General features: G+C 69.9%; 18 protein-coding genes. 7 read left to right on the top strand and 11 right to left on the bottom strand.

Annotated features, from left to right (window positions below):
* Positions 1-16: 16 nt before the first annotated feature.
* From proB to rplU, 4 genes are all read right to left on the bottom strand, one after another.
* A complete protein-coding gene (gene proB / locus J0P97_RS10445; RefSeq protein ID WP_215487735.1) occupies positions 17-853 on the bottom strand; it encodes a glutamate 5-kinase in 837 nt (278 codons plus the stop codon).
* Positions 850-2,367, bottom strand: coding sequence for a GTPase ObgE (gene obgE, locus J0P97_RS10440; RefSeq protein WP_215487734.1), 1,518 nt, complete (start codon positions 2,365-2,367; stop codon positions 850-852). Before obgE ends, proB begins: the two co-directional genes overlap by 4 nt.
* A gap of 74 nt (positions 2,368-2,441) precedes the next feature.
* Entirely contained in the window at positions 2,442-2,699 is a 258-nt protein-coding gene (gene rpmA, locus J0P97_RS10435) for a 50S ribosomal protein L27 (protein ID WP_215487733.1), read from the bottom strand.
* A gap of 18 nt (positions 2,700-2,717) precedes the next feature.
* Positions 2,718-3,026, bottom strand: coding sequence for a 50S ribosomal protein L21 (rplU, locus tag J0P97_RS10430; RefSeq protein ID WP_215487732.1), 309 nt, complete (start codon positions 3,024-3,026; stop codon positions 2,718-2,720).
* A 190-nt stretch (positions 3,027-3,216) separates the two neighbouring features.
* On the opposite strand from rplU, the gene J0P97_RS10425 reads away from it, so the two are divergent.
* Positions 3,217-3,492 carry a DUF4031 domain-containing protein gene (locus tag J0P97_RS10425; protein WP_215487731.1) on the top strand — a complete coding sequence of 92 codons (276 nt, stop codon included), beginning with the start codon at positions 3,217-3,219 and terminating at the stop codon, positions 3,490-3,492.
* Between the two features lie 14 nt (positions 3,493-3,506).
* Here J0P97_RS10425 and J0P97_RS10420 read toward each other — a convergent pair whose 3' ends face one another.
* Complete coding sequence (locus J0P97_RS10420; RefSeq protein WP_215487730.1) at positions 3,507-5,966, bottom strand: Rne/Rng family ribonuclease; 2,460 nt, start codon at positions 5,964-5,966, stop codon at positions 3,507-3,509.
* 301 nt (positions 5,967-6,267) lie between these two features.
* On the opposite strand from J0P97_RS10420, the gene J0P97_RS10415 reads away from it, so the two are divergent.
* Positions 6,268-6,885: a vitamin K epoxide reductase family protein gene (locus J0P97_RS10415; RefSeq protein WP_215487729.1), complete on the top strand. Its 618-nt coding sequence runs from the start codon at positions 6,268-6,270 to the stop codon at positions 6,883-6,885.
* A 51-nt stretch (positions 6,886-6,936) separates the two neighbouring features.
* On the opposite strand, the gene ndk is transcribed toward J0P97_RS10415, so the two are convergent.
* From ndk to ileS, 4 genes are read right to left on the bottom strand one after another with little or no spacing between them, the layout of a single operon-like run.
* A complete protein-coding gene (gene ndk / locus J0P97_RS10410) occupies positions 6,937-7,350 on the bottom strand; it encodes a nucleoside-diphosphate kinase (RefSeq protein ID WP_215487728.1) in 414 nt (137 codons plus the stop codon).
* Between the two features lies 1 nt (position 7,351).
* Positions 7,352-7,768 (bottom strand): DUF4233 domain-containing protein, encoded by a 417-nt coding sequence (locus tag J0P97_RS10405; protein WP_215487727.1) that lies wholly within the window; start codon positions 7,766-7,768, stop codon positions 7,352-7,354.
* On the bottom strand, positions 7,765-9,117 hold the full coding sequence (locus J0P97_RS10400) for a bifunctional folylpolyglutamate synthase/dihydrofolate synthase (RefSeq protein ID WP_215487726.1): 1,353 nt from the start codon (positions 9,115-9,117) through the stop codon (positions 7,765-7,767). The genes J0P97_RS10405 and J0P97_RS10400 overlap by 4 nt, the downstream gene beginning before the upstream one ends.
* The gene (ileS, locus tag J0P97_RS10395) at positions 9,114-12,533 is read right to left on the bottom strand and encodes an isoleucine--tRNA ligase (protein ID WP_215487725.1); all 3,420 of its coding nucleotides are present in this window, start codon (positions 12,531-12,533) and stop codon (positions 9,114-9,116) included. Before ileS ends, J0P97_RS10400 begins: the two co-directional genes overlap by 4 nt.
* A 232-nt stretch (positions 12,534-12,765) precedes the next feature.
* Between ileS and J0P97_RS10390 the strand changes: the two genes are divergently transcribed.
* The 4 genes from J0P97_RS10390 to J0P97_RS10375 all read left to right on the top strand — a co-directional run bounded on the left by J0P97_RS10390 (position 12,766) and on the right by J0P97_RS10375 (position 16,896).
* Entirely contained in the window at positions 12,766-13,425 is a 660-nt protein-coding gene (locus J0P97_RS10390) for a hypothetical protein (protein WP_215487724.1), read from the top strand.
* An 11-nt stretch (positions 13,426-13,436) separates the two neighbouring features.
* Positions 13,437-13,973, top strand: coding sequence for a GNAT family N-acetyltransferase (locus tag J0P97_RS10385; RefSeq protein ID WP_282836597.1), 537 nt, complete (start codon positions 13,437-13,439; stop codon positions 13,971-13,973).
* A 66-nt stretch (positions 13,974-14,039) separates the two neighbouring features.
* On the top strand, positions 14,040-16,646 hold the full coding sequence (gene valS, locus J0P97_RS10380; protein WP_215487722.1) for a valine--tRNA ligase: 2,607 nt from the start codon (positions 14,040-14,042) through the stop codon (positions 16,644-16,646).
* 1 nt (position 16,647) lies between these two features.
* Complete coding sequence (locus tag J0P97_RS10375; protein ID WP_215487721.1) at positions 16,648-16,896, top strand: hypothetical protein; 249 nt, start codon at positions 16,648-16,650, stop codon at positions 16,894-16,896.
* Positions 16,897-16,907: 11 nt separating this feature from the next.
* On the opposite strand, the gene J0P97_RS10370 is transcribed toward J0P97_RS10375, so the two are convergent.
* Together J0P97_RS10370 and J0P97_RS10365 are read right to left on the bottom strand one after the other, a co-directional pair.
* Positions 16,908-17,126 carry a hypothetical protein gene (locus tag J0P97_RS10370; RefSeq protein ID WP_215487720.1) on the bottom strand — a complete coding sequence of 73 codons (219 nt, stop codon included), beginning with the start codon at positions 17,124-17,126 and terminating at the stop codon, positions 16,908-16,910.
* Positions 17,126-17,743 carry an ArsR/SmtB family transcription factor gene (locus J0P97_RS10365; protein WP_215487719.1) on the bottom strand — a complete coding sequence of 206 codons (618 nt, stop codon included), beginning with the start codon at positions 17,741-17,743 and terminating at the stop codon, positions 17,126-17,128. Before J0P97_RS10365 ends, J0P97_RS10370 begins: the two co-directional genes overlap by 1 nt.
* Positions 17,744-17,829: 86 nt before the next feature.
* Between J0P97_RS10365 and J0P97_RS10360 the strand changes: the two genes are divergently transcribed.
* A partial coding sequence (locus J0P97_RS10360; protein ID WP_215487718.1) for a M3 family metallopeptidase occupies positions 17,830-19,871 on the top strand: 2,042 nt, incomplete at its 3' end.

The following is a 19,871-nucleotide window of genomic DNA, read 5'->3' as shown; positions in this document are numbered from 1 at the left end:
GAGGGGAGGGAGGGACTCAGGACGCGGCGACGGACGTGCGCGTCGTCCCGGTGTGGGAGCTCGGCACGACGCTCGTGTCGGGGGCGAACCACGTGCCGATCTGCGCGCCGGCCAGAGCGTCGCTCACGAGGTCGGCGCTCGTCACGAGGACGCCGATCCCCGCCGCCGCGGCGAGCCGCGCGGCGGATACCTTCGTGGCCGCTCCCCCGGTTCCGACGCTGTTGACGACGACGGACCCGAATTGGAAGGCGGAGAGGTCCTCTCCGAAAGCCACGGTCTCGATCGGGCGCGCGCCCGGCTCGTTCGGCGGCATCGTGTAGAGGCACTCGATGTCGCTGAGGAGGACGAGGGCATCGGCGCCGATGAGCTCGGCGACGAGGGCCGCGAGTCGATCGTTGTCGCCGAAGCGGATCTCGTGCGTCGCGACGGTGTCGTTCTCGTTGACGATCGGGAGGATCCGCAGACCCAGCAGACGCTCCATCGCGCGACGCGCATTCGAGCGATGCGTCGTGTTCTCCAGGTCGCCCGCGGTCAGGAGGACCTGACCGGCCACGATCGCGAAGGAACGAAGCGCGTCCTGGTACCGGTAGATCAGCACGTTCTGGCCGACGGCGGCAGCCGCCTGCTGGGTCGCGAGGTCCACCGGACGCTCGTCGAGGGCCAGGTAGGGCATGCCGGTCGCGATCGCGCCCGAGGAGACCAGCACGACCTCCGTGCCCCGTGCGTGCGCGGCGGCGAGGGCCTCGACGATCGGGCCGATCTTCTCGGCGTTCTCCCCGCTGATCGAGGAGGAGCCGACTTTGACGACGACGCGGCGCGCACCGAGCAGATCGGCGCGTTCGAGGATGCTCACGCCTCCTCCTCGTCGTCCCAGGCGGCGCCCTGCCCCCCGCCGATGCGCTCCTGTTCGAGTTCGGCGCGGGCCTCCGCCTTGGCATCCATGCGCTCGTGATAGCGCTCGCGCCGCTGCGAGGTCGTCCGACGCGGGTTGAGGTCGAGCCGTGGGTCGGTGCCGCGCGGAGCGGTCATCAGCTCGGCGGCGGATGCGAGGGACGGATGCCAGTCGAAGACCACCCCGTCGCCCTCGCCGATCACGACGGTCGATCCCGCGACGGCGCCGACGCGGAACAGCTCGTCCTCGATGCCCAGCTTCTCCAGGCGGTCGGCGAGGAAGCCCACGGCCTCCTCGTTCTGGAAATCGGTCTGCTGCACCCAGCGCACCGGCTTCGCGCCCAGGATCCGGAACATGTCACCGTACGTGCCGCCTTCGACACGGATCGTGAACTCCTTCTCCGACCCCTTCGGGCGGATGATCACGCGCTCCGGCACGGGGGCGGCAGCCTGCTCGGCGCGGTGACGCGCGACGATGTCGGCGAGGGCGAAGGTGAGCGGGCGCAGGCCCTCGTGGCTCACCGTCGAGATCTCGAAGACGCGGTAGCCGCGCGCTTCGAGATCGGGCCGCACGAGGTCGGCGAGATCCTTCGCCTCCGGGACGTCCACCTTGTTGAGCGCGATGAGCTGTGGGCGCTCCAGGAGCGGGATCTGCCCCTCCGGCACGGGGTAGTTGCGCAGCTCGTCGAGGATGACGTCGAGGTCGCTGAGGGGGTCACGGCCCGGTTCGAGGGTCGCACAGTCCAGGACGTGCACGAGCGCCGTGCAGCGCTCGACGTGGCGCAGGAACTCGAGCCCGAGCCCCTTGCCCTCGCTGGCGCCCTCGATGAGGCCCGGCACATCTGCGACGGTGAAGCGGACTTCTCCCGCCTGCACGACACCGAGGTTCGGATGCAGGGTCGTGAACGGGTAGTCGGCGATCTTGGGCCGAGCGGCCGACACCGCGGCGATCAGGCTCGACTTGCCCGCCGAGGGGAAGCCGACGAGCGCGACGTCGGCGACGGTCTTGAGCTCGAGGGCGACGTCCCCCTCCCAGCCGGGCGTGCCGAGCAGGGCGAATCCGGGCGCCTTGCGCTTCGGATTCGAGAGCGCGGCGTTTCCGAGTCCGCCCTGGCCGCCGGGCGCCGCGATGAAGCGCATGCCCGGGACGATGAGGTCGGCGAGGACCTCTCCGGCCTCGTCCTTCACCACGGTTCCGACGGGGACCGTCAGCTCCAGGGTCTCCCCCATGGCGCCGGAGCGGTTGTCTCCCATCCCGAATCCGCCGTTGCCGGCGCTGCGGTGCGGCGAGTGGTGGTAGGACAGCAGGGTGGTGACCTGCGGGTCTGCGACGAGCACGACATCGCCGCCGTGCCCCCCGTTGCCGCCGTCGGGGCCGGCGAGAGGCTTGAACTTCTCCCGGCGCACCGATACGCAGCCGTTGCCGCCCTTGCCCGCGCGCAGATGCAGCGTGACGCGATCGACGAAGCTGACCATGTCGGTCTCCTCTTCCGGGGAATACGCGCGAGGGGCGAGCCGAAGCCCGCCCCTCGCAGAAGTGTGTGGTGCTCTTACTCGGCCGCCGCCACGATGTTGACGACCTTGCGGCCGCCCTTCGTGCCGAACTGGACCGCGCCCGCCTCGAGGGCGAACAGCGTGTCATCGCCGCCACGACCGACGTTCGCGCCGGGGTGGAAGTGCGTGCCGCGCTGACGGACGATGATCTCGCCGGCGAGGACCTGCTGGCCGCCGAAGCGCTTCACGCCGAGGCGCTGTGCGTTGGAGTCACGACCGTTACGGGTAGAGCTCGCGCCCTTTTTGTGTGCCATCTCGTCTTCTCCCCTGGCTTACTTGATGCCGGTGATCTTGACGCGCGTGAGGTCCTGACGGTGCCCCTGGCGCTTCTTGTAGCCGGTCTTGTTCTTGAACTTCTGGATCACGATCTTCGGGCCGCGCTCCTCGCCGAGGACCTCAGCGGTGACCGTGACCTTCGCGAGCTTGTCGGCGTCGGTCGTGACGGCATCGCCGTCGACGAACAGGACGGCGGGAAGCTCGATCTTGTCGCCGATCTTCGCCTGCTGGCGGTCGAGAACGACGATCGTGCCGACCTCCACCTTCTCCTGCCGGCCGCCGGCGCGCACAACTGCGTAAACCACTTCACACCTGTTTCTTCTGTGGAGCACTCGGCTCCAGTTGTCCTGCGGAGCGAAACGCCCCTGACGAGTCTGCGGGCGCGGAGGCGGAACCTCGACGCACCAAGGGACTACTTTACCGGATGCAGGCGGTTCCGGCAAAAGCACGCCGCCGCGTGTCGTCTGCGTCGGTGCCACTGCCTAGCATGAGGGGGTGGTGATCCTCATCGACGACGCGCGCTGGCCCGCCCACGGCACGCTCTGGGCGCACCTGGTCAGCGACAGCGATCTCGACGAGCTCCACCGCTTCGCCGCGGCCAATGACATCCCGCGCCGAGGATTCGATCGCGATCATTACGACGTCCCCGCGAGCGCGGTGGACGGGCTCATCGCCGCCGGTGCGACGCACGTGAGCGGCCACGAGCTGGTCCGACGGCTGATCGCCTCCGGACTGCGCGTGACCGCTCGCGAGCGCCGCCTCCCCCGCTGACAGGAGCGGTCGGGTCAGGACTCCGTGGCGACCGGCGTCGCGTCGACCGGGGTGCCGCTGAGCGCCGCCGTCGTCACGCGCCGTCGACCACGGCCCTGGCCGGGGGCCTTCGGCTCGGGCAGCGCACTCAGCACGGAGTCGAGGAGCAGGTCCTTCTCGGTCCGCGGAGCCGCGCTCTCGGGCTTCTCGGCGCGCGGTCGCGCCTCGCCGCGCTTGCGGCGGGGCTTCTTCGGGGCTTCGGCCGGGGCCTCGGCAGCGGGCGCGGGCGCCGCGACCGGCTCTTCGACCGCGGGGTGGATCGTGGATGCCGCGATCGCCGCCAGTGCGGACTTCGCGCCCTCGGTGATCACGTGCGTGCCGCCATTCGCCGACGCGCCGGACCCGGACTGCGGGGCGGCACGCGGTCGACGCGGGTTCGAGGATCCGCCGGACGGCGCCTGACCGCGGTGGCGCACCACGGGGTCGTGGTGGACGATGACGCCACGGCCGGCGCAGACCTCGCACGGCTCGCTGAAGGTCTCGAGGAGCCCGAGGCCGAGCTTCTTGCGCGTCATCTGCACGAGGCCGAGGGAGGTGACCTCCGCGACCTGATGCTTCGTGCGGTCACGGCTCAGGCACTCGATGAGCCGGCGCAGCACGAGATCGCGGTTGGACTCGAGCACCATGTCGATGAAGTCGACGACGATGATGCCGCCGATGTCGCGCAGACGCAGCTGGCGGACGATCTCCTCCGCCGCCTCGAGGTTGTTCTTGGTGACGGTCTCCTCCAGATTGCCGCCGGAGCCGACGAACTTCCCGGTGTTGACGTCGACGACCGTCATCGCCTCGGTGCGGTCGATCACGAGCGATCCGCCCGACGGCAGCCAGACCTTGCGGTCGAGCGCCTTCTCGATCTGCTCCGTCACCCGGAAGCGGTCGAAGGGGTCCTGCTCGTCCTCGTACTTCTCGACGCGCTCGAGGAGATCCGGGGCGACGCCGGCCAGGTAGGACGTGATCGTCTGGAACGCGTCCTCGCCCTGAATGAACATCTTGGTGAAGTCCTCGTTGAAGACGTCGCGGACGATCTTCACGAGGAGGTCCGGCTCGGAGTGCAGGAGCGAGGGCGCCTGCTGCGACTCGACCTGAGCGGAGATGTGCTCCCACTGACTGGTCAGACGCTGCACGTCGCGCGTGAGCTGCTCCTCCGTGGCGCCCTCCGCCGCCGTCCGGACGATGACGCCGCTCGACTCCGGGAGCACCTCCTTGAGGATGCGCTTGAGGCGGGCGCGCTCCGTGTCGGGGAGCTTCCGCGAGATGCCGTTCATCGCACCGCCCGGGACGTACACGAGGTAGCGGCCCGGGAGGGAGATCTGGCTGGTGAGGCGGGCGCCCTTATGACCGACCGGGTCCTTCGTGACCTGGACGAGCACGCGGTCGCCGCTCTTGAGGGCGAGCTCGATGCGACGCGGCTGGTTGCCCGTCTCGACGGCGTCCCAATCGACCTCGCCCGAGTACAGGACGGCATTGCGCCCCCGGCCGATGTCGACGAACGCGGCCTCCATGGAGGGGAGGACGTTCTGCACGCGGCCGAGGTAGACGTTGCCGATGAGCGAGGACTCCTGGCTGCGCGCGACGTAGTGCTCGACGAGGACGTCGTCCTCGAGGACGGCGATCTGGATGCGCCCGTTCTTCGATCGGACGATCATGTCCCGGTCGACGGCTTCGCGGCGCGCGAGGAACTCGGCCTCGGTGACCACGGTGCGGCGGCGGCCCGCCTCACGCCCATCGCGTCGGCGCTGCTTCTTGGCCTCCAGGCGGGTGGACCCCTTGATGCGCTGCGGCTCGGTGATGAGCTCCACAGCGCGCTGACGCGGCTGACGGCCGGGCCGTTCGGGGCGCTCGGGCCGTTCGGCTCGTTCGGAGCGCTCCGCGCGCTCGGGCGAGGCGGAATCGTCGGCCTCGACGTTCGCCCCGCCGCCGCCGCGACGGCGGTTCCGACGACGGGCGCTCGACCCGGCGTTCGGTGCGCTCTCGTCCCGCTCGTCGTCGTCGGCCACCGGCTGTGCGATGACCGCGGGCGCGTAGAAGAACAGCTGCGTCGACACCTGCGACACGAACTCTGCGGGCAGGAGGCCCAGCGAGACGGCCGTGAGCGGCTCGGAATCCGAACCCTGCTGAGCCTCCACGACCTGCTCGGTGACGTGCGCGTCCTCGGCAGCCGTCTCCGACGGGTCGGATGCCTCGGCGGCCACGCCTTCGGCCTCCGCGACGATCGCCTCCTCGGCGACCTCCTCCGCGGCGTCGGCGTCATCGACGATGCTCTCCGCATCGGCGAGGACCGCGGCATCCGCCTGCTCCTCGGTGTCGACGATCGCCTCCGCCTCGGCGACGACATCGAGCTCGTCGCGTCGTTCGGGCTGCTCCGCGTCCGAGCTCAGCTCGCGCTGGGCGTCGTCGTCGTGCGATTCGGAAAGATCATTGTGCTCATCGGCCATCTCTGGCTCACTCCTTGCGGGGCGGCTCCGCGGGCCACTCCCGGCAGATCTGGCGGCTGCGCTCCGATCCGGAAGGGGCCCGGAGGTGCCGCGAACTCGTACGGTCTGCAGCCTCACCCGCTCGGCGGCGGGGCTCGTGCTGCGAAGGGCGTTCATCGCCCGAAGTCTTCTGTGATGCGCTGCGGCGCGGCCGCGGCTCCATCGGCCTCATTATTCCACTTTCCGGCCGATCATGCGTGATTGCCGAGAACCGGGAGCCCGAACGGGGCTCTTCACCAGGGGCGGATGCGATAATCGCGCCATGCCCCCCCGCACCATCCAGACCCGCCCGGTCGCCTTGTCCGTCTGGCTCCTCGTGGCAGGTGCGGTCGGATGGATCGCGGCATTCGCCCTGACGATCGAGAAGCTCCACGCGCTGTCGGCTCCCGATGCCGGGCCCGCGTCGTGCGACTTCAGCATCGTGGTCCAGTGCTCTGCGAACCTGGACTCGCCGCAGGGCAGTGTGTTCGGCTTCCCGAACCCGATCATCGGGCTCACGGCGTGGATGGCGCCCGTCGTCGTCGGTGCCGCCGTCCTCGCGGGAGCCCGGTTCGCACGCTGGTTCTGGCTCGCGTTCGCCGCCGGGATCACCTTCGCCTTCGGCTTCGTCCTCTGGCTCATCGGCCAGAGCATCTACGTCCTCGGCACGCTGTGCCCGTGGTGCATGGTGACCTGGCTCGTGACGATCCCGACGTTCTACGCCGTCTGGGTGCACCTTCTGCGATCGGGCGTCATCTCCGATTCCGGGCGCGTCCGGAGCATCGGCGCGAAGCTCACGCCGTGGGTGCCGCTGCTCGCGATCCTCACCTACGCGATCGTGCTGCTGCTGGCGCAGCTGCGCCTGGACGCCATCCCGCAGCTCCTCGACGTCATCTTCTGAGCCGTCGGCGCCCCCGACTCACACACGGTGGGCGGGCGCCGACGATCGCGGTCAGAACCAGATCGCGAGTTCCCGCGCCGCCGACTCGGGGCTGTCGGATCCGTGGACGAGATTCTGCTGCACCTTCAGGCCCCAGTCGCGACCGAGGTCGCCGCGGATGGTCCCCGGCGCCGCCGTCGTCGGGTCGGTCGTCCCGGCGAGGGAGCGGAATCCCTCGATCACGCGATTGCCGGCGAGGCGGATGGCGACCGACGGCCCGGAGAGCATGAACTCCACGAGCGGCTCGTAGAAGGGCTTCCCGGCGTGCTCGGCGTAGTGCTGCTCGAGCACTTCGCGGTCGGGCTCGACGAGCTTGATGTCGACGAGGGCGTAACCCTTGGCCTCGATGCGGGCGAGGATCGCACCCGTCAGGCCGCGGGCCACGCCATCGGGCTTGACGAGGACGAGCGTCTCTTCCGTGGTCATGTCATTCTCCGTTCGTGTCGTGGGAGGCGCGTGCCGCGTTCGCACGGTCCAGTGCGCCTCCCTTGATCGTGGCATACGCGTACATCGCGCCGAAAACGAGGCCGACGACGGCGAGGGCGGGCTCCAGGAATCCGCCGAGCACGACGACCAGCTGCCAGAACCACCCGAGCGCGATCCCCCAGCGGTGGCGGACCACCCCCGACGTCGCGATGAGCAGCACCGCGAGTGCCGTCCCGACCACGATCCCCCACCAGGGCTCGATCCCCGCCGGGAGCGCCTTCAGTCCGTAGAGGGCGAGCCCGCCGAGGAAGACGATGAGCGCCTCGGCTCCCAGGACGATGGATGCCAGCGACTCGCGCGCACCGCGCGCTCGGCGTGCTCGCCGAGGCCGACCGGGCGCCGCGGCGTTCTCGGTCACGCCTGCCACCCGTCCTTCCAATCCTCGTCGGCCGCGAGCTGGAGGGCTTCGCCGGCGAGGACGACGCTTCCGGCGATCACGACGGCGCGGCGTTCCGAGCTCGACGCCCACTCGCGCGCGGCCTCCGCCGCGTCGGGGAGGTCGCGGTGAACGCTCACCTGGCCGCCGAGCGCCTCGACGACGTCGGCGATCGTGTCGGCCTCGGCCGCGCGGTCCGAGTCGGGAGCCGTGGCGAAGACGTGCGTGGCCGCGGGCGCGATCGTCGAGACGATACCCGGGATGTCCTTGTCGCCCAATGCCCCGAGCACTATGCCCCACTCGTCGAAGTCGAACGAGTCGGAGAGCGCCTGCACCAGCGCGCGGGCGCCGTGCGGGTTGTGGGCGGCATCGACGAGCACGGTCGGCGCGACGCCGACGAGCTGCAGGCGGCCGGGCGACGTGACCTGGGCCAGGCCGTCGGCCACGACGTCGGTGACGAGGGGCTGGGCGCCCCCGCCGATGAGGGACTCGACCGCGGCGACGGCCAGAGCGGCGTTGTGCCCCTGGTGCGCGCCGTACAGCGGGAGGTAGAGGTCGTCATAGCGTCCGGCGATCCCCTGCACGCTGATCTGCTGGCCGCCCACCGCGAGCCGCTGCGACGCGAGGCCGAAAGCGTCTCCCTCGACCGCGAGGTGCGCGCCGCGGGAGTCCGCGGCGGCCCGGAGCACGCGGAGCGCCGCGGCATCCTGCTCCGCGGAAACGGCGGCGGCGCCGTCCTTGATGATTCCGGACTTGACGGTGGCGATCGCCTCGATCGTGTCGCCGAGACGGCTCGTGTGATCGATGTCGATGGGCGCGAACACGGCGACGTCACCGTCGGCGGTGTTCGTCGAGTCCCACGCGCCGCCCATGCCGACCTCGACGACGGCGACGTCGACGGGCGCGTCCGCGAAGGCGGTGAACGCGAGCACGGTCAGCAGCTCGAAGAAGGTCAGCGGCGCGTCGCCCGTCGCCTGGAGCTGCGCATCGACGATGTCGACGAAGGGTGCGATCTCAGCCCAGGCATCCGCGATCAGGGCATCGTCGATGGGCTCGCCGTCGATCATGATGCGCTCGGTGAACCGTTCGAGGTGAGGGCTCGTGAACAGGCCGGTCCGGAGACCGTGCGCGCGCACGATCGACTCCGCGATCCGCGCCGTCGACGTCTTGCCGTTCGTTCCCGTGACGTGGATGACCCGGTACGTCTTCTGCGGGTCGTCGAGGAGCTCGAGGACCTGACGGGTCCGCTCGATGCGCGGCTGCACCCACTGCTCGCCCTGCCGGGTCAGCAAGGCCGCGTAGACGGCATCGGCCCGATTGCGATCGCTCATGCGTTCTCTCCGATCCGTGTGACGTCGACGTCGAAGGTCCCCTCATTGGCGAAGTCCCCCGCCGCGAAGGTCTCGGCGTGGTCGCCGAGGGGCGCCTCCTCCGCTCCGACGAGGACCGTGACCCCGCCGACGGCGAGGGTCTCGTCTGCGATGCGCTGCAGCAGGTCGCCGCTGCGAACGGCGGCGGCATCCGCGGGAGATCGGAAGGCGAGGACGAGACGGATCCGATCGCTCACATCGAAGCCGGCACCCTTGCGGGTGTTCTGCACGGCGCGGACGACGTCGCGGGCCAGGCCCTCCGCCTCCAACTCGGGCGTCGTCGTGGTGTCCAGCAGCACGAACCCGCCGCCGGAGAGGAGCGCGATCGCCGTGCCGTCGGCGACGCCGCCCGCCTCGAGTGTGAGGTCGTACTCCCCCGGCTCCAGCGCCACGCCGTCGACCGTCACCACGCCGTCCTTCTCGGTCCAGTTCCCGGCACGGGCTCCGGCGATGACCTGCTGGACCTGCTTGCCCAGTCGAGGGCCGGCCGCCCGTGCGTTCACGGCGAGCCGCTGGGTGATGCCGTAGGACGTCGCCAGGTCATCGGTGAGGTCCGCCAGGACCACGCTCTTCACGTTGAGCTCGTCGCGCAGGATGTCGTCGAACTGCGCCAGCGCGCCGATCTCCGTGGTGGCCACGGTGAGCTCCGGCAGGGGCAGGCGCACCCGCTTGCCCTCCTTCTTGCGCAGGGCGTTCGCCACCGAGGAAACCTCGCGAACGGCGTCCATCGCCGATCGGATCTCGGGCGAGGCGGGGAACGCGTCCGCCTCGGGCCAGTCCTCCAGGTGGACGCTGCGCCCGCCGGTCAGGCCCTGCCAGATCCGCTCGGACACGAGCGGGATGAGCGGGGCTGCAACCCGCGTGAGCGTCTCGAGCACGGTGTACAACGTGTCGAACGCCTCCGTCGAATCGGTCCCCGAGCCCGCTCCGTCGGTCCCCGAGCTTGTCGAGGGGTCGACGCCCACCCAGAAGCGATCACGCGACCGGCGCACGTACCAGTTGGTCAGCGCCTCCACGAAGTCCCGTAGCCGCGAGGCCGCCGTGGTGGAATCGAGCGCCTCGAGGTCGGCCGCGACGTCTCGAACGAGCTGTCCGAGCAGCGCGAGGATGTAGCGGTCCAAGACGTCGGTCGAGTCCGTGCGCCACCGCGCCTCGTACCCGCCGGGGCGCGCCGCGTTCGCGTAGGTCGCGAAGAAGTACCACGCGTTCCACAGCGGCAGGAGGAACTCCCGCACACCGGCGCGGATGCCCTCCTCGGTGACGACGAGGTTCCCCCCGCGGAGCACGGAGGATGCCATGAGGAACCACCGCATGGCGTCCGAGCCGTCGCGGTCGAAGACCTCGCTGACATCGGGGTAGTTGCGCAGCGACTTGGACATCTTCTGGCCGTCGCTGCCGAGGACGATCCCGTGGCACGCCACGCCCGAGAAGGCCGGGCGGTCGAACAGGGCGACGGACAGCACGTGCATGACATAGAACCATCCGCGGGTCTGACCGATGTACTCGACGATGAAGTCGGCGGGCGCGTGCGCGTCGAACCACTCGCGGTTCTCGAACGGATAGTGCACCTGCGCGTAAGGCATCGAGCCGGAGTCGAACCACACGTCGAAGACGTCCTCGATGCGCCGCATCGTGGAGCGCCCCGACGGGTCGTCGGGGTTCGGTCGCGTGAGGTCGTCGATGAAGGGGCGGTGGAGGTCCACCTCCCCCGCCTCGTTCCGCGGCAGGCGGCCGAAGTCGCGTTCGAGCTCGGCGAGCGATCCGTACGCGTCCACGCGCGGGTACTCCGGGTCGTCGCTCTTCCAGATCGGGATCGGCGAGCCCCAGAAGCGGTTGCGGCTGATCGACCAGTCCCGAGCACCCTCGAGCCACTTGCCGAACTGACCGTGCTTGACGTTCTCCGGCGCCCAGGTGATCTGCTCGTTCGCGGCGATCAGGTCGTCCTTGATGTCGGTGACGCGCACGAACCAGCTGGAGACGGCCTTGTAGATGAGGGGGTTCCGGCAGCGCCAGCAGTGCGGGTACGAGTGCTCATAAGAGGCCTCGCGCAGGAGGCGGCCCTCCGCCTTCAGCAGGCGGATGAGAGGCCGGTTGGCCTCCATCCACAGCTCGCCGGCGACGTCCGTCACCTGCGGCAGGAAGCGCCCGCCGTCGTCGAGGCTCATGATCAGCGGGATTCCGGCGGCGCCCGTCACACGCTGGTCGTCCTCACCGTAGGCCGGAGCCTGGTGGACGATCCCGGTGCCGTCGGTGGTCGTCACGTAATCGTCGACGAGGATGCGCCACGCAGAGCCCGTGCCCCAGACCTCGGCATCCGCGTAGTAGTCGAACAGCCGGTCGTAGTGGACGTCGGCGAGCTCTGCGCCGAGGATCGTGCGCTCGACCGCCGCCGCCACCGCGGCGGGGTCCTCGTAGCCGAGGTCCTTCGCGTAGCCGCCGATGAGGTCGGATGCCAGGAGGTACCGGTGCGACGTCGCACCCTCCGGATCGCCGGCCCCCGAGCCCGTCGAGGGGACGTCGGCCGCGCCGCGCGGGCCGCCGGGGACGACGACGTACTCGATGGCGGGTCCTACCGCGAGGGCGAGGTTCGTGGGAAGGGTCCACGGGGTCGTCGTCCACGCGAGAGCCCGCACGCCGGTCAGCCCGAGGCTCTCCGCCTTCACGCCCACGAGCGGGAAGGACACGGTCACGGACGGGTCCTGACGCATCTTGTAGACGTCATCGTCCATGCGCAGCTCGTGGTTCGACAGCGGCGTCTCGTCACGCCAGCAGTACGGGAGAACGCGGTACCCCTCGTACGCGAGGCCCTTGTCCCACAGCGTCTTGAACGCCCAGAGGACGGACTCCATGTACCCGGTGTCGAGCGTCTTGTAGCCGCGCTCGAAGTCGACCCATCGGGCCTGGCGGGTGACGTAGTCCTCCCACTGCTCCGTGTACTCGAGGACGGATTCCCGCGCCTTCGCGTTGAAGGCCGCGATCCCCATCTCCTCGATCTCGCTCTTCTCGGTGATGCCGAGCTGCTTCATCGCCTCGAGCTCCGCCGGCAGGCCGTGCGTGTCCCAGCCGAAGACGCGGTCGACCTTCTTTCCGCGCATCGTCTGGAACCGGGGGAAGAGATCCTTCGCGTAGCCGGTCAGGAGGTGGCCGTAGTGCGGCAGGCCGTTCGCGAACGGGGGCCCGTCGTAGAACACCCACTCCTCGGCCCCTTCGCGCCCCGCGATCGAGGCGCGGAAGGTCTCGTCCGCCTGCCAGAACGCGAGCACGTCGCGCTCGATGTCGGGGAAGCGCGGGCTGGGGACGACGGCGTCGGCCGCCGGGCCGAAGGCCGATCCGTCTGCGGCGGTCCCTGAGCGTGTCGAAGGGCGAGGGTAGGTCATGTCACTCCAGCAGGTGCGTCGAGGTGTGCTCCTGCGAGGACGATCGTGCGACCGCGGTACCACCCCGCTTACCGGCCTCGGAAAATCCGCCGGTCTCTCGTGCTGCGGCTGTGACGGGCCTGCCCCGCACGGTTCTACTGAGCGGTGTGCCGCCGTTCTTCCGCGAGCTCCCCGGTGATGGCCGGATCGAAGCCGATGCCCCATCATACCGCCCGGCGCCTACGCTGGTGCGATGGCCGCACGCAGCTCTGGTCCCGCATCGCCCCGCGTCAGCGCACCCGATCTGCCGCGCGTCCTCGAGCGGCTCACCGCCCTCGCGCCGCGCGACGACGTCCTCGGCGTGCGGCTGGACGAGCTCACCGGCGACGTGTCGATCGCCCACGGCCGCCTCGCGGAGTCGCGCATCGACGGGGCATCCGTCGCCCGGTTCGACCTGACGGGGGCGGCGCTCTCGGACGTCGAGGTCGCCGGTCTGCGTGCGGTCGAGCTGAGCGCCCGGGACGGTTCCTGGCGGGGCGTCGAGGTCGTCGGCGGACGCATCGGAACCCTCGACGGACTCCGCGCGCAGTGGGATGCCGTGACGCTGCGCGGACTCCGGATCGACTACCTCTCCCTCCCCTCCGCCACGCTCGGCGACGTCCTGATCGACGACTGCGAGATCGGCACCCTCGATCTCCCCGAGGCGACGCTCGGCCGCGTCCGTTTCCGCTCGAGCCGCGCCGAGGAGGTCGACACCCGCGGCATCCGCGCGAGCGACCTCGATCTGCGCGGGCTGGAGGCGCTCGCCTACACCGACCCCCGCGCACTGGCGGGTGCCTGGCTCACGCCCCGGCAGGTCGAGACGCATGCCGCCGAATGGGCGCGCGCCCTCGGCATCCGCGTCGCGGACTGAGGGAGGCCGACGTGCGTGCGATCCTCGAGACCGACCGGCTGTCACTCCGGGAGATGACCGACAGCGACCTCCCGGACCTCCGGGAGATCCTCCATGACCCCGTCGCGATGGCCGCCTACGAGGGGGCGTTCAGCGACGCGGAGTCCCTCGCCTGGCTGCGTCGGATGCAGGAGCGCTATGCCGTCGACGGCTTCGGGCTCTGGGCGGTCGCACTGCGGGAGGGCGGCCGGATGATCGGACAGTGCGGCCTCACCCGTCAGCGCATCGACGACGAGGAGGTCATCGAGGTCGGCTACCTCTTCCAGCGCGCGCACTGGCATCACGGGTACGCGATCGAGGCGGCATCGGCCTGCCGCGACCGTGCGTTCGAGACGCTCCCGATCGGCGATCTCTACGCCAAGGTGCGCTCGACGAACGTGGCATCCATGAACGTCGCGATCCGGCTCGGGATGACCGTCCGGCGCACCTTCACGACCCACTACCGCGGGATCGACATGCCCCACCTCGCGTTCGCCGTCTCGCGCGATGAGTGGACCGCCCGCCGGTAGACTGGCCGGGCACCGACACACTCAGGCACGCTCACACAGTGCCGCACATATCGCTCGAGGAGACCCATGTCCGACGCGCCCCATCGACACGCTCGGGGACCGATTCCCGACAAGCCCGCTCTGGAAGGCCTCGAGCAGAAGTGGGATGCCGCGTGGACCGCGGCCGGAACCTACCTGTTCGACCGCGACGCCGCGCGGGCGAAGGGCCGCACCGGCGTCTACTCGGTCGACACGCCCCCGCCGACCGCGTCGGGATCGCTGCACATCGGGCATGTCTTCAGCTACACCCACACCGACGTGAAGGTGCGCTACGAGCGCATGCGCGGGAAGACCGTGTTCTACCCGATGGGGTGGGATGACAACGGGCTGCCGACCGAGCGCCGTGTGCAGAACTACTACGGCGTGCGCTGCGACACCTCGCTCCCCTACGACGCCGACTTCACTCCCCCGTTCCACGGGGACGCGAAGAGCCTGAAGCCCGCCGACCAGGTGCCGATCAGCCGCCGCAACTTCATCGAGCTGTGCGAGGAGCTGACGCTCGAGGACGAGAAGCAGTTCGAGGCGCTCTTCCGCCAGCTCGGCCTCTCCGTGGACTGGACACAGACCTATCGGACGATCTCCGACGACACGATCCGGACGAGCCAGCTCGCGTTCCTGCGCAATCTCGAGCGCGGCGAGGCGTATCAGGCGATGGCGCCGACCCTGTGGGACATCGACTTCCGCTCGGCGATCGCGCAGGCGGAGCTCGAAGATCGGGAGCAGCAGGCCTCCTACCACCGCATCGCATTCCACAAGAGCGACGGTTCCGGCGACATCGAGATCGAGACGACGCGCCCCGAACTCCTCGCCGCGTGCGTCGCCCTCGTCGCGAACCCGGGTGATGAGCGGTACCAGCCGTACTTCGGCACGACCGTGCGCACACCGGTCTTCGACGTCGAGGTGCCGGTTGTCGCCCACCCCCTCGCCCAGAAGGACAAGGGTTCGGGCATCGCGATGGTCTGCACCTTCGGCGACGTGACCGACATCATCTGGTGGCGCGAGCTCGACCTGCCGAACCGCACGATCCTCGGTCAGGACGGCCGGATCCTCCCCGACGCTCCCGAGGCTCTGACGACGGATGCCGCCACCGCTGCCTACGCGGAGATCGCGGGACTGACCGTCTTCAGCGCGAAGAAGAAGATGGTCGAGCTCCTCGAGGCATCCGGCGAGCTCCTCGCGGTCTCGAAGCCCTTCAACCACCCGGTGAAGTTCTACGAGAAGGGTGACCGTGCGCTCGAGATCGTGTCCACCCGTCAGTGGTACCTCCGCAACGGCGCGCGCGACGCGGCCTTCCGGGAGAAGCTGATCGACCTCGGACGCGGCATGGACTGGCACCCCGACTTCATGCGCGTGCGCTACGAGAACTGGACGAACGGGCTCACCGGCGATTGGCTCGTCTCGCGACAGCGCTTCTTCGGCGTTCCGATCCCCGTGTGGTACCCGCTCGACGAGCACGGGGAGCGGGTGGTGGACGGCGTGATCACGGCTGACCTCGCGACCCTGCCGGTGGACCCGACGACCGACACCGCGCCGGGGTTCGACGAGTCGCAGCGCGGCGTTCCCGGCGGTTTCGAGGGTGAGAAGGACATCTTCGACACGTGGGCGACATCCTCGCTCACGCCGCAGCTCGCCGGAGGCTGGCAGCGCGACGACGAGCTCTGGAACCTCGTCGCGCCCTTCGACCTGCGTCCGCAGGGTCAGGAGATCATCCGCACCTGGCTGTTCTCGACGATGGTGCGCTCGGCGCTCGAGGACGACCGCGCGCCGTGGACGGACGCTGCCATCTCCGGCTACATCCTCGACCCCGACCGCAAGAAGATGTCGAAGTCCAAGGGCAACGTCGTGACCCCGGCGGACATCCTCGACCAGCACGGCACCGACGCGGTGCGTTACTGGTCGGCATCCAGCCGCTTCGGTGCCGACGCCGCCTTCGACGTCCAGAACCCGACGCAGGTGAAGATCGGTCGCCGTCTCGCGATCAAGGTCCTCAATGCGGCGAAGTTCGTGCTGTCGTTCCCGGTGGCCGACGGCGCCGAGGTGACGCACGCGCTGGATGCCGCGATGCTCTCGACGCTCGACGAGGTCGTCCGCGACGCCACGAAGGCGTTCGAGGCGTACGACCACGCCCGGGCGCTGGAGGTCACGGAGGCGTTCTTCTGGACGTTCTGCGACGATTACCTCGAACTCGTCAAGGAGCGCGCGTACGACCAGGCGGACGCCGGTCAGGCTTCCGCCGCCCTCGCGCTGCGCATCGCGCTGTCGACGCTGCTGCGACTGCTCGCCCCTGTGATCGCCTTCGCGACCGAGGAGGCATGGTCGTGGTTCGAGGACGGATCGGTCCACACGGCCGCCTGGCCGGAGCCTCGCGACGGGTGGGGCGACGAGCGCGTGCTGGCCGCAGCGAGCACGGCGCTGATCGGCATCCGCCGCGCGAAGACCGAGGCCAAGGCCTCGCAGAAGACGCCCGTGCGTCGTCTCTCGCTCACGGCCGACCCGGTGACCGCCGACCTGCTCCGCCTCGCGGAAGGCGACCTCAAAGCCGTCGGCCGCATCTCGAGCCTGGAGATCTCGACGGACGAGCAGCGCTCGGCCGGGCTGAGCGTGGACGCCGTCGAGCTCGAGTCGGAGGTCTGAGATGCAGCTCGGAACCCGCTGGACCAGCGGCGAGGAGCCGCCGGCGGCCGTGCCGGACGTCCTGCGTGCGCAGATCCGCGCCGTCGACCGCGCGCTGCCCGGCGACGACCTCGGCCAGCCGAGGCCGCGCTGGACGCTCACCTTCCTCGAGCGCCGCCCGATCGCCGAGCTCGAGACCGGCGTGATCGTCGAGGTCGATGCCACTGGTGCGGTGACCGTCCGCCACGACGACGAGGACGAGTTCGCCTGACCGTACGCCGCTCAGCGGATGCCGAGAAGGTGCGCTCGCGCGCGTTCCTGGTCCCGCCGACGGGTCACGTCGTCGATCGCGTTCTGCCGCGCGAGGGTCTCGGCCGCCCGATCGGCGCGCTGGGCCATCCGATGGGCGACACACGTCGAGATCCATGCGGCGGCGGCCAGCGCGACGCGCTCGGCCGGCGTGGCGCGCAGCCGGATGCGGGTGGTGTCGATGAGTGCCATCAGCTGCCTTCTTTCACGCGTGGGCTATCGAGCGGGAACATGTCGAGACGGATCAGGTAGGGGCGGACGTCGTCGCCGTCCTGGTCGCGGTACCGGTCGACGGCCTCGGTGATGATGGCGGCGATCCGATCCCTCACCTCATCGAACTGCTCGCGCGTCAGTCGCGTGTTCGCCGTGGAGAGCTCGGCGGGCTGATCGACCTGGTCGACCGAGCTCCAGGCCTGGGCGAGGTAGCGCATGAGCTGTTCGTGACGCTGCCGGTAGGTCTCGGTGACCACGATCTGGGAGGCGGCGAGTCCCGACGGCGTGCGCGTCGCCTCGGGAGTCGAGATCGTCACCGATCCACGGGGGCGCTCCCACCACCGCTCGCGAGCGGTCCCACGACCTTCCACTTCGCGGATGAGGTCGTGCTTCGCCAGCGCGCGCAGGTGATAGCTCGTCGCGCCGCTCGACTCCCCCAGCTGCTCGGCCAGCGAGCTCGCGGTCTGCGCGCCGTGGAGGCTGAGGATGTCGAAGATCCGCACGCGCAACGGGTGCGCGAGCGCCTTCAGCGCCCCTGCGTCGAGGACGCGGGTCTCGCCCGATGGCGGCCGCTCTGCGGGATCGCTGGTGCTCATGCATCTCAGCGTAGCGTTACAAAGCTTCCTTTGCAAGCATGTCTTTGCAAGAGAACCTCTGCATTCTCTTCCCCTAGGCTGGGCGCATGGTCGACCAGAACCCCCTGCTGAGTCCTTCGCCCCTTCCGTACGCGCTGCCCGACTATCGGCAGATCCGACCGGAGCACTATCTCCCCGCCTTCGACGCCGCGTTCGCGACCCACCGCCAGGAGATCCAGGCGATCACGCGAGTCCGGTCTATGCCGACCTTCGAGAACACCATGGTCGCCCTCGAACGCTCGGGCGAGATGCTCGATCGGGTCGCCCGCACCTTCTACACCGTGTCGTCCGCGGACGCCACGCCGGAGATCCAGGCCGTCGAGGAGGAACTGGCTCCCCTCATGTCCGCCCACCAGGACGCGGTGGAGCTCGACGGCGCGCTCTACTGGCGCGTGAAGACCCTCCACGACCGATTGGGCGAGCTGGATCTCGCGCCGGAGCAGCGCTATCTCGTCGAACGTCACTACCGGGAGATGACCCACGCGGGAGCCGGACTCGACGACGAGCAGAAGGCGCGTCTCACGGCCCTCAACGGGCGCCTGGCCGTTCTGACCAACACCTTCGAGAAGAACCTCCTCGCCGACACCAACGAGCTGGCCGTCGTGTTCGACGACGCGGCCGAGCTCGACGGTCTCACCTCCGGCGAGCTCTCCGCCGCGGCCCAGAACGCCGTCGACCGCGGACTCCCGGGCCGCTACGTGGTCACGCTCACGCTCTACACCGGGCATCCGTATCTCGCGAGCCTGACCGATCGGAACAGCCGCCGGCGCCTGCTCGAGGCATCGCGATCCCGCGGCATCCGCGGTGGCGAGCACGACAACCGCGAGGTCCTGCGGGAGATCGTGCGGCTGCGCGCGGAGCGCGCCGCGCTCCTCGGGCACGAGAGCCACGCCGCATACATCACGAGCGACCAGACCGCAGGATCGGCGGAGGCCGTCGCCGCCCTTCTCCGCCGCCTCGCCGCGCCCGCGGCAGCGAACGCCCGCCGGGAACAGGCCGCTCTGCAGGCGATCATCGACACGCAGGAGTCCCCGTTCCCCCTCGAGGCCCACGACTGGGCGTTCTACACCGAGCGGGTGCGGGCCGCCGAGTACGATCTGGACCGCACGGCGCTGCGCCCGTGGTTCGAAGCCGAACGCGTCCTCCAGGACGGGGTCTTCCGTGCCGCGACCGCGCTGTACGGGATCACCTTCACGGAGCGCGACGACCTGCACGCCTATCACCCGGATGCCCGCGTGTTCGAGATCGTGGACCCGGACGGCACGGCGCTCGGGCTCTTCGTCCTCGATCTCTACACACGCGACACCAAGCGCGGCGGGGCGTGGATGAACTCGATCGTCGCGCAGTCCGAGCTGCGCGGCACGGCGCCCGTCGTGGTCAACAACCTGAACGTCCCCAAGCCCGCTGCGGGCGAGCCCACTCTCCTGACCCTCGACGAGGTGACGACCCTCTTCCACGAGTTCGGCCACGCGCTGCACGGCCTGTTCGCCCACGTCACCTACCCGCACTTCGCGGGCACGGCCGTGTTCCGCGACTTCGTGGAGTTCCCCTCCCAGGTGAACGAGATGTGGATCCTCTGGCCCGAGGTGCTCGCGTCCTACGCGCGCCACGTCGAGACGGGCGAGCCGCTCCCCCAGGATGTCGTCGACAAGCTCCACGCGTCCGAGGCCTTCAACCAGGGCTTCGCGACGAGCGAGTATCTCGCCGCCGCATGGCTCGACCAGGCATGGCATTCCCTGGGCGCCGACGATGTCGCCGACGAGATCGACGTCGCGGCATTCGAGGCATCCACCCTCGCCGACATCGGACTGGATAACCCGGTCGTCCCGACCCGCTACGCGTCGACCTACTTCGCACATGTCTTCTCGGGCGGCTACAGCGCCGGCTACTACTCATACATCTGGAGCGAGGTCCTCGACGCCGACACCGTCGAATGGTTCAAGGAGAACGGCGGTCTGACGCGGACGGGCGGCGATCGGTTCCGCACGCGGCTCCTCGGCGTGGGCGGCTCGAAGGACCCGCTCGAGGCCTACCGCGACTTCCGCGGCCGCGACGCCGACATCGCCCCGCTCCTGGCCCGCCGCGGTCT

The sequence above is a fragment of the Microbacterium flavum genome (assembly GCF_018717645.1).
GTDB classification, from domain to species: domain Bacteria; phylum Actinomycetota; class Actinomycetes; order Actinomycetales; family Microbacteriaceae; genus Microbacterium; species Microbacterium flavum.
Note: the sequence above shows the minus strand (reverse complement) of the source record. Positions and strands in the feature narration are given on the sequence as shown.

Bases quoted from the DNA above. Each gene is read 5' to 3' on its own strand.
- obgE (WP_215487734.1), bottom strand. From the start codon at position 2,367: ATGGTCAGCTTCGTCGATCGCGTCACGCTGCATCTGCGCGCGGGCAAG.
- J0P97_RS10390 (WP_215487724.1), top strand. From the start codon at position 12,766: ATGGCCGCACGCAGCTCTGGTCCCGCATCGCCCCGCGTCAGCGCACCC.
- J0P97_RS10365 (WP_215487719.1), bottom strand. From the start codon at position 17,743: ATGAGCACCAGCGATCCCGCAGAGCGGCCGCCATCGGGCGAGACCCGC.
- ndk (WP_215487728.1), bottom strand. From the start codon at position 7,350: ATGACCACGGAAGAGACGCTCGTCCTCGTCAAGCCCGATGGCGTGGCC.
- J0P97_RS10375 (WP_215487721.1), top strand. From the start codon at position 16,648: ATGCAGCTCGGAACCCGCTGGACCAGCGGCGAGGAGCCGCCGGCGGCC.
- J0P97_RS10400 (WP_215487726.1), bottom strand. From the start codon at position 9,117: ATGAGCGATCGCAATCGGGCCGATGCCGTCTACGCGGCCTTGCTGACC.
- rpmA (WP_215487733.1), bottom strand. From the start codon at position 2,699: ATGGCACACAAAAAGGGCGCGAGCTCTACCCGTAACGGTCGTGACTCC.
- J0P97_RS10370 (WP_215487720.1), bottom strand. From the start codon at position 17,126: ATGGCACTCATCGACACCACCCGCATCCGGCTGCGCGCCACGCCGGCC.
- J0P97_RS10415 (WP_215487729.1), top strand. From the start codon at position 6,268: ATGCCCCCCCGCACCATCCAGACCCGCCCGGTCGCCTTGTCCGTCTGG.
- ileS (WP_215487725.1), bottom strand. From the start codon at position 12,533: ATGACCTACCCTCGCCCTTCGACACGCTCAGGGACCGCCGCAGACGGA.
- valS (WP_215487722.1), top strand. From the start codon at position 14,040: ATGTCCGACGCGCCCCATCGACACGCTCGGGGACCGATTCCCGACAAG.
- J0P97_RS10420 (WP_215487730.1), bottom strand. From the start codon at position 5,966: ATGGCCGATGAGCACAATGATCTTTCCGAATCGCACGACGACGACGCC.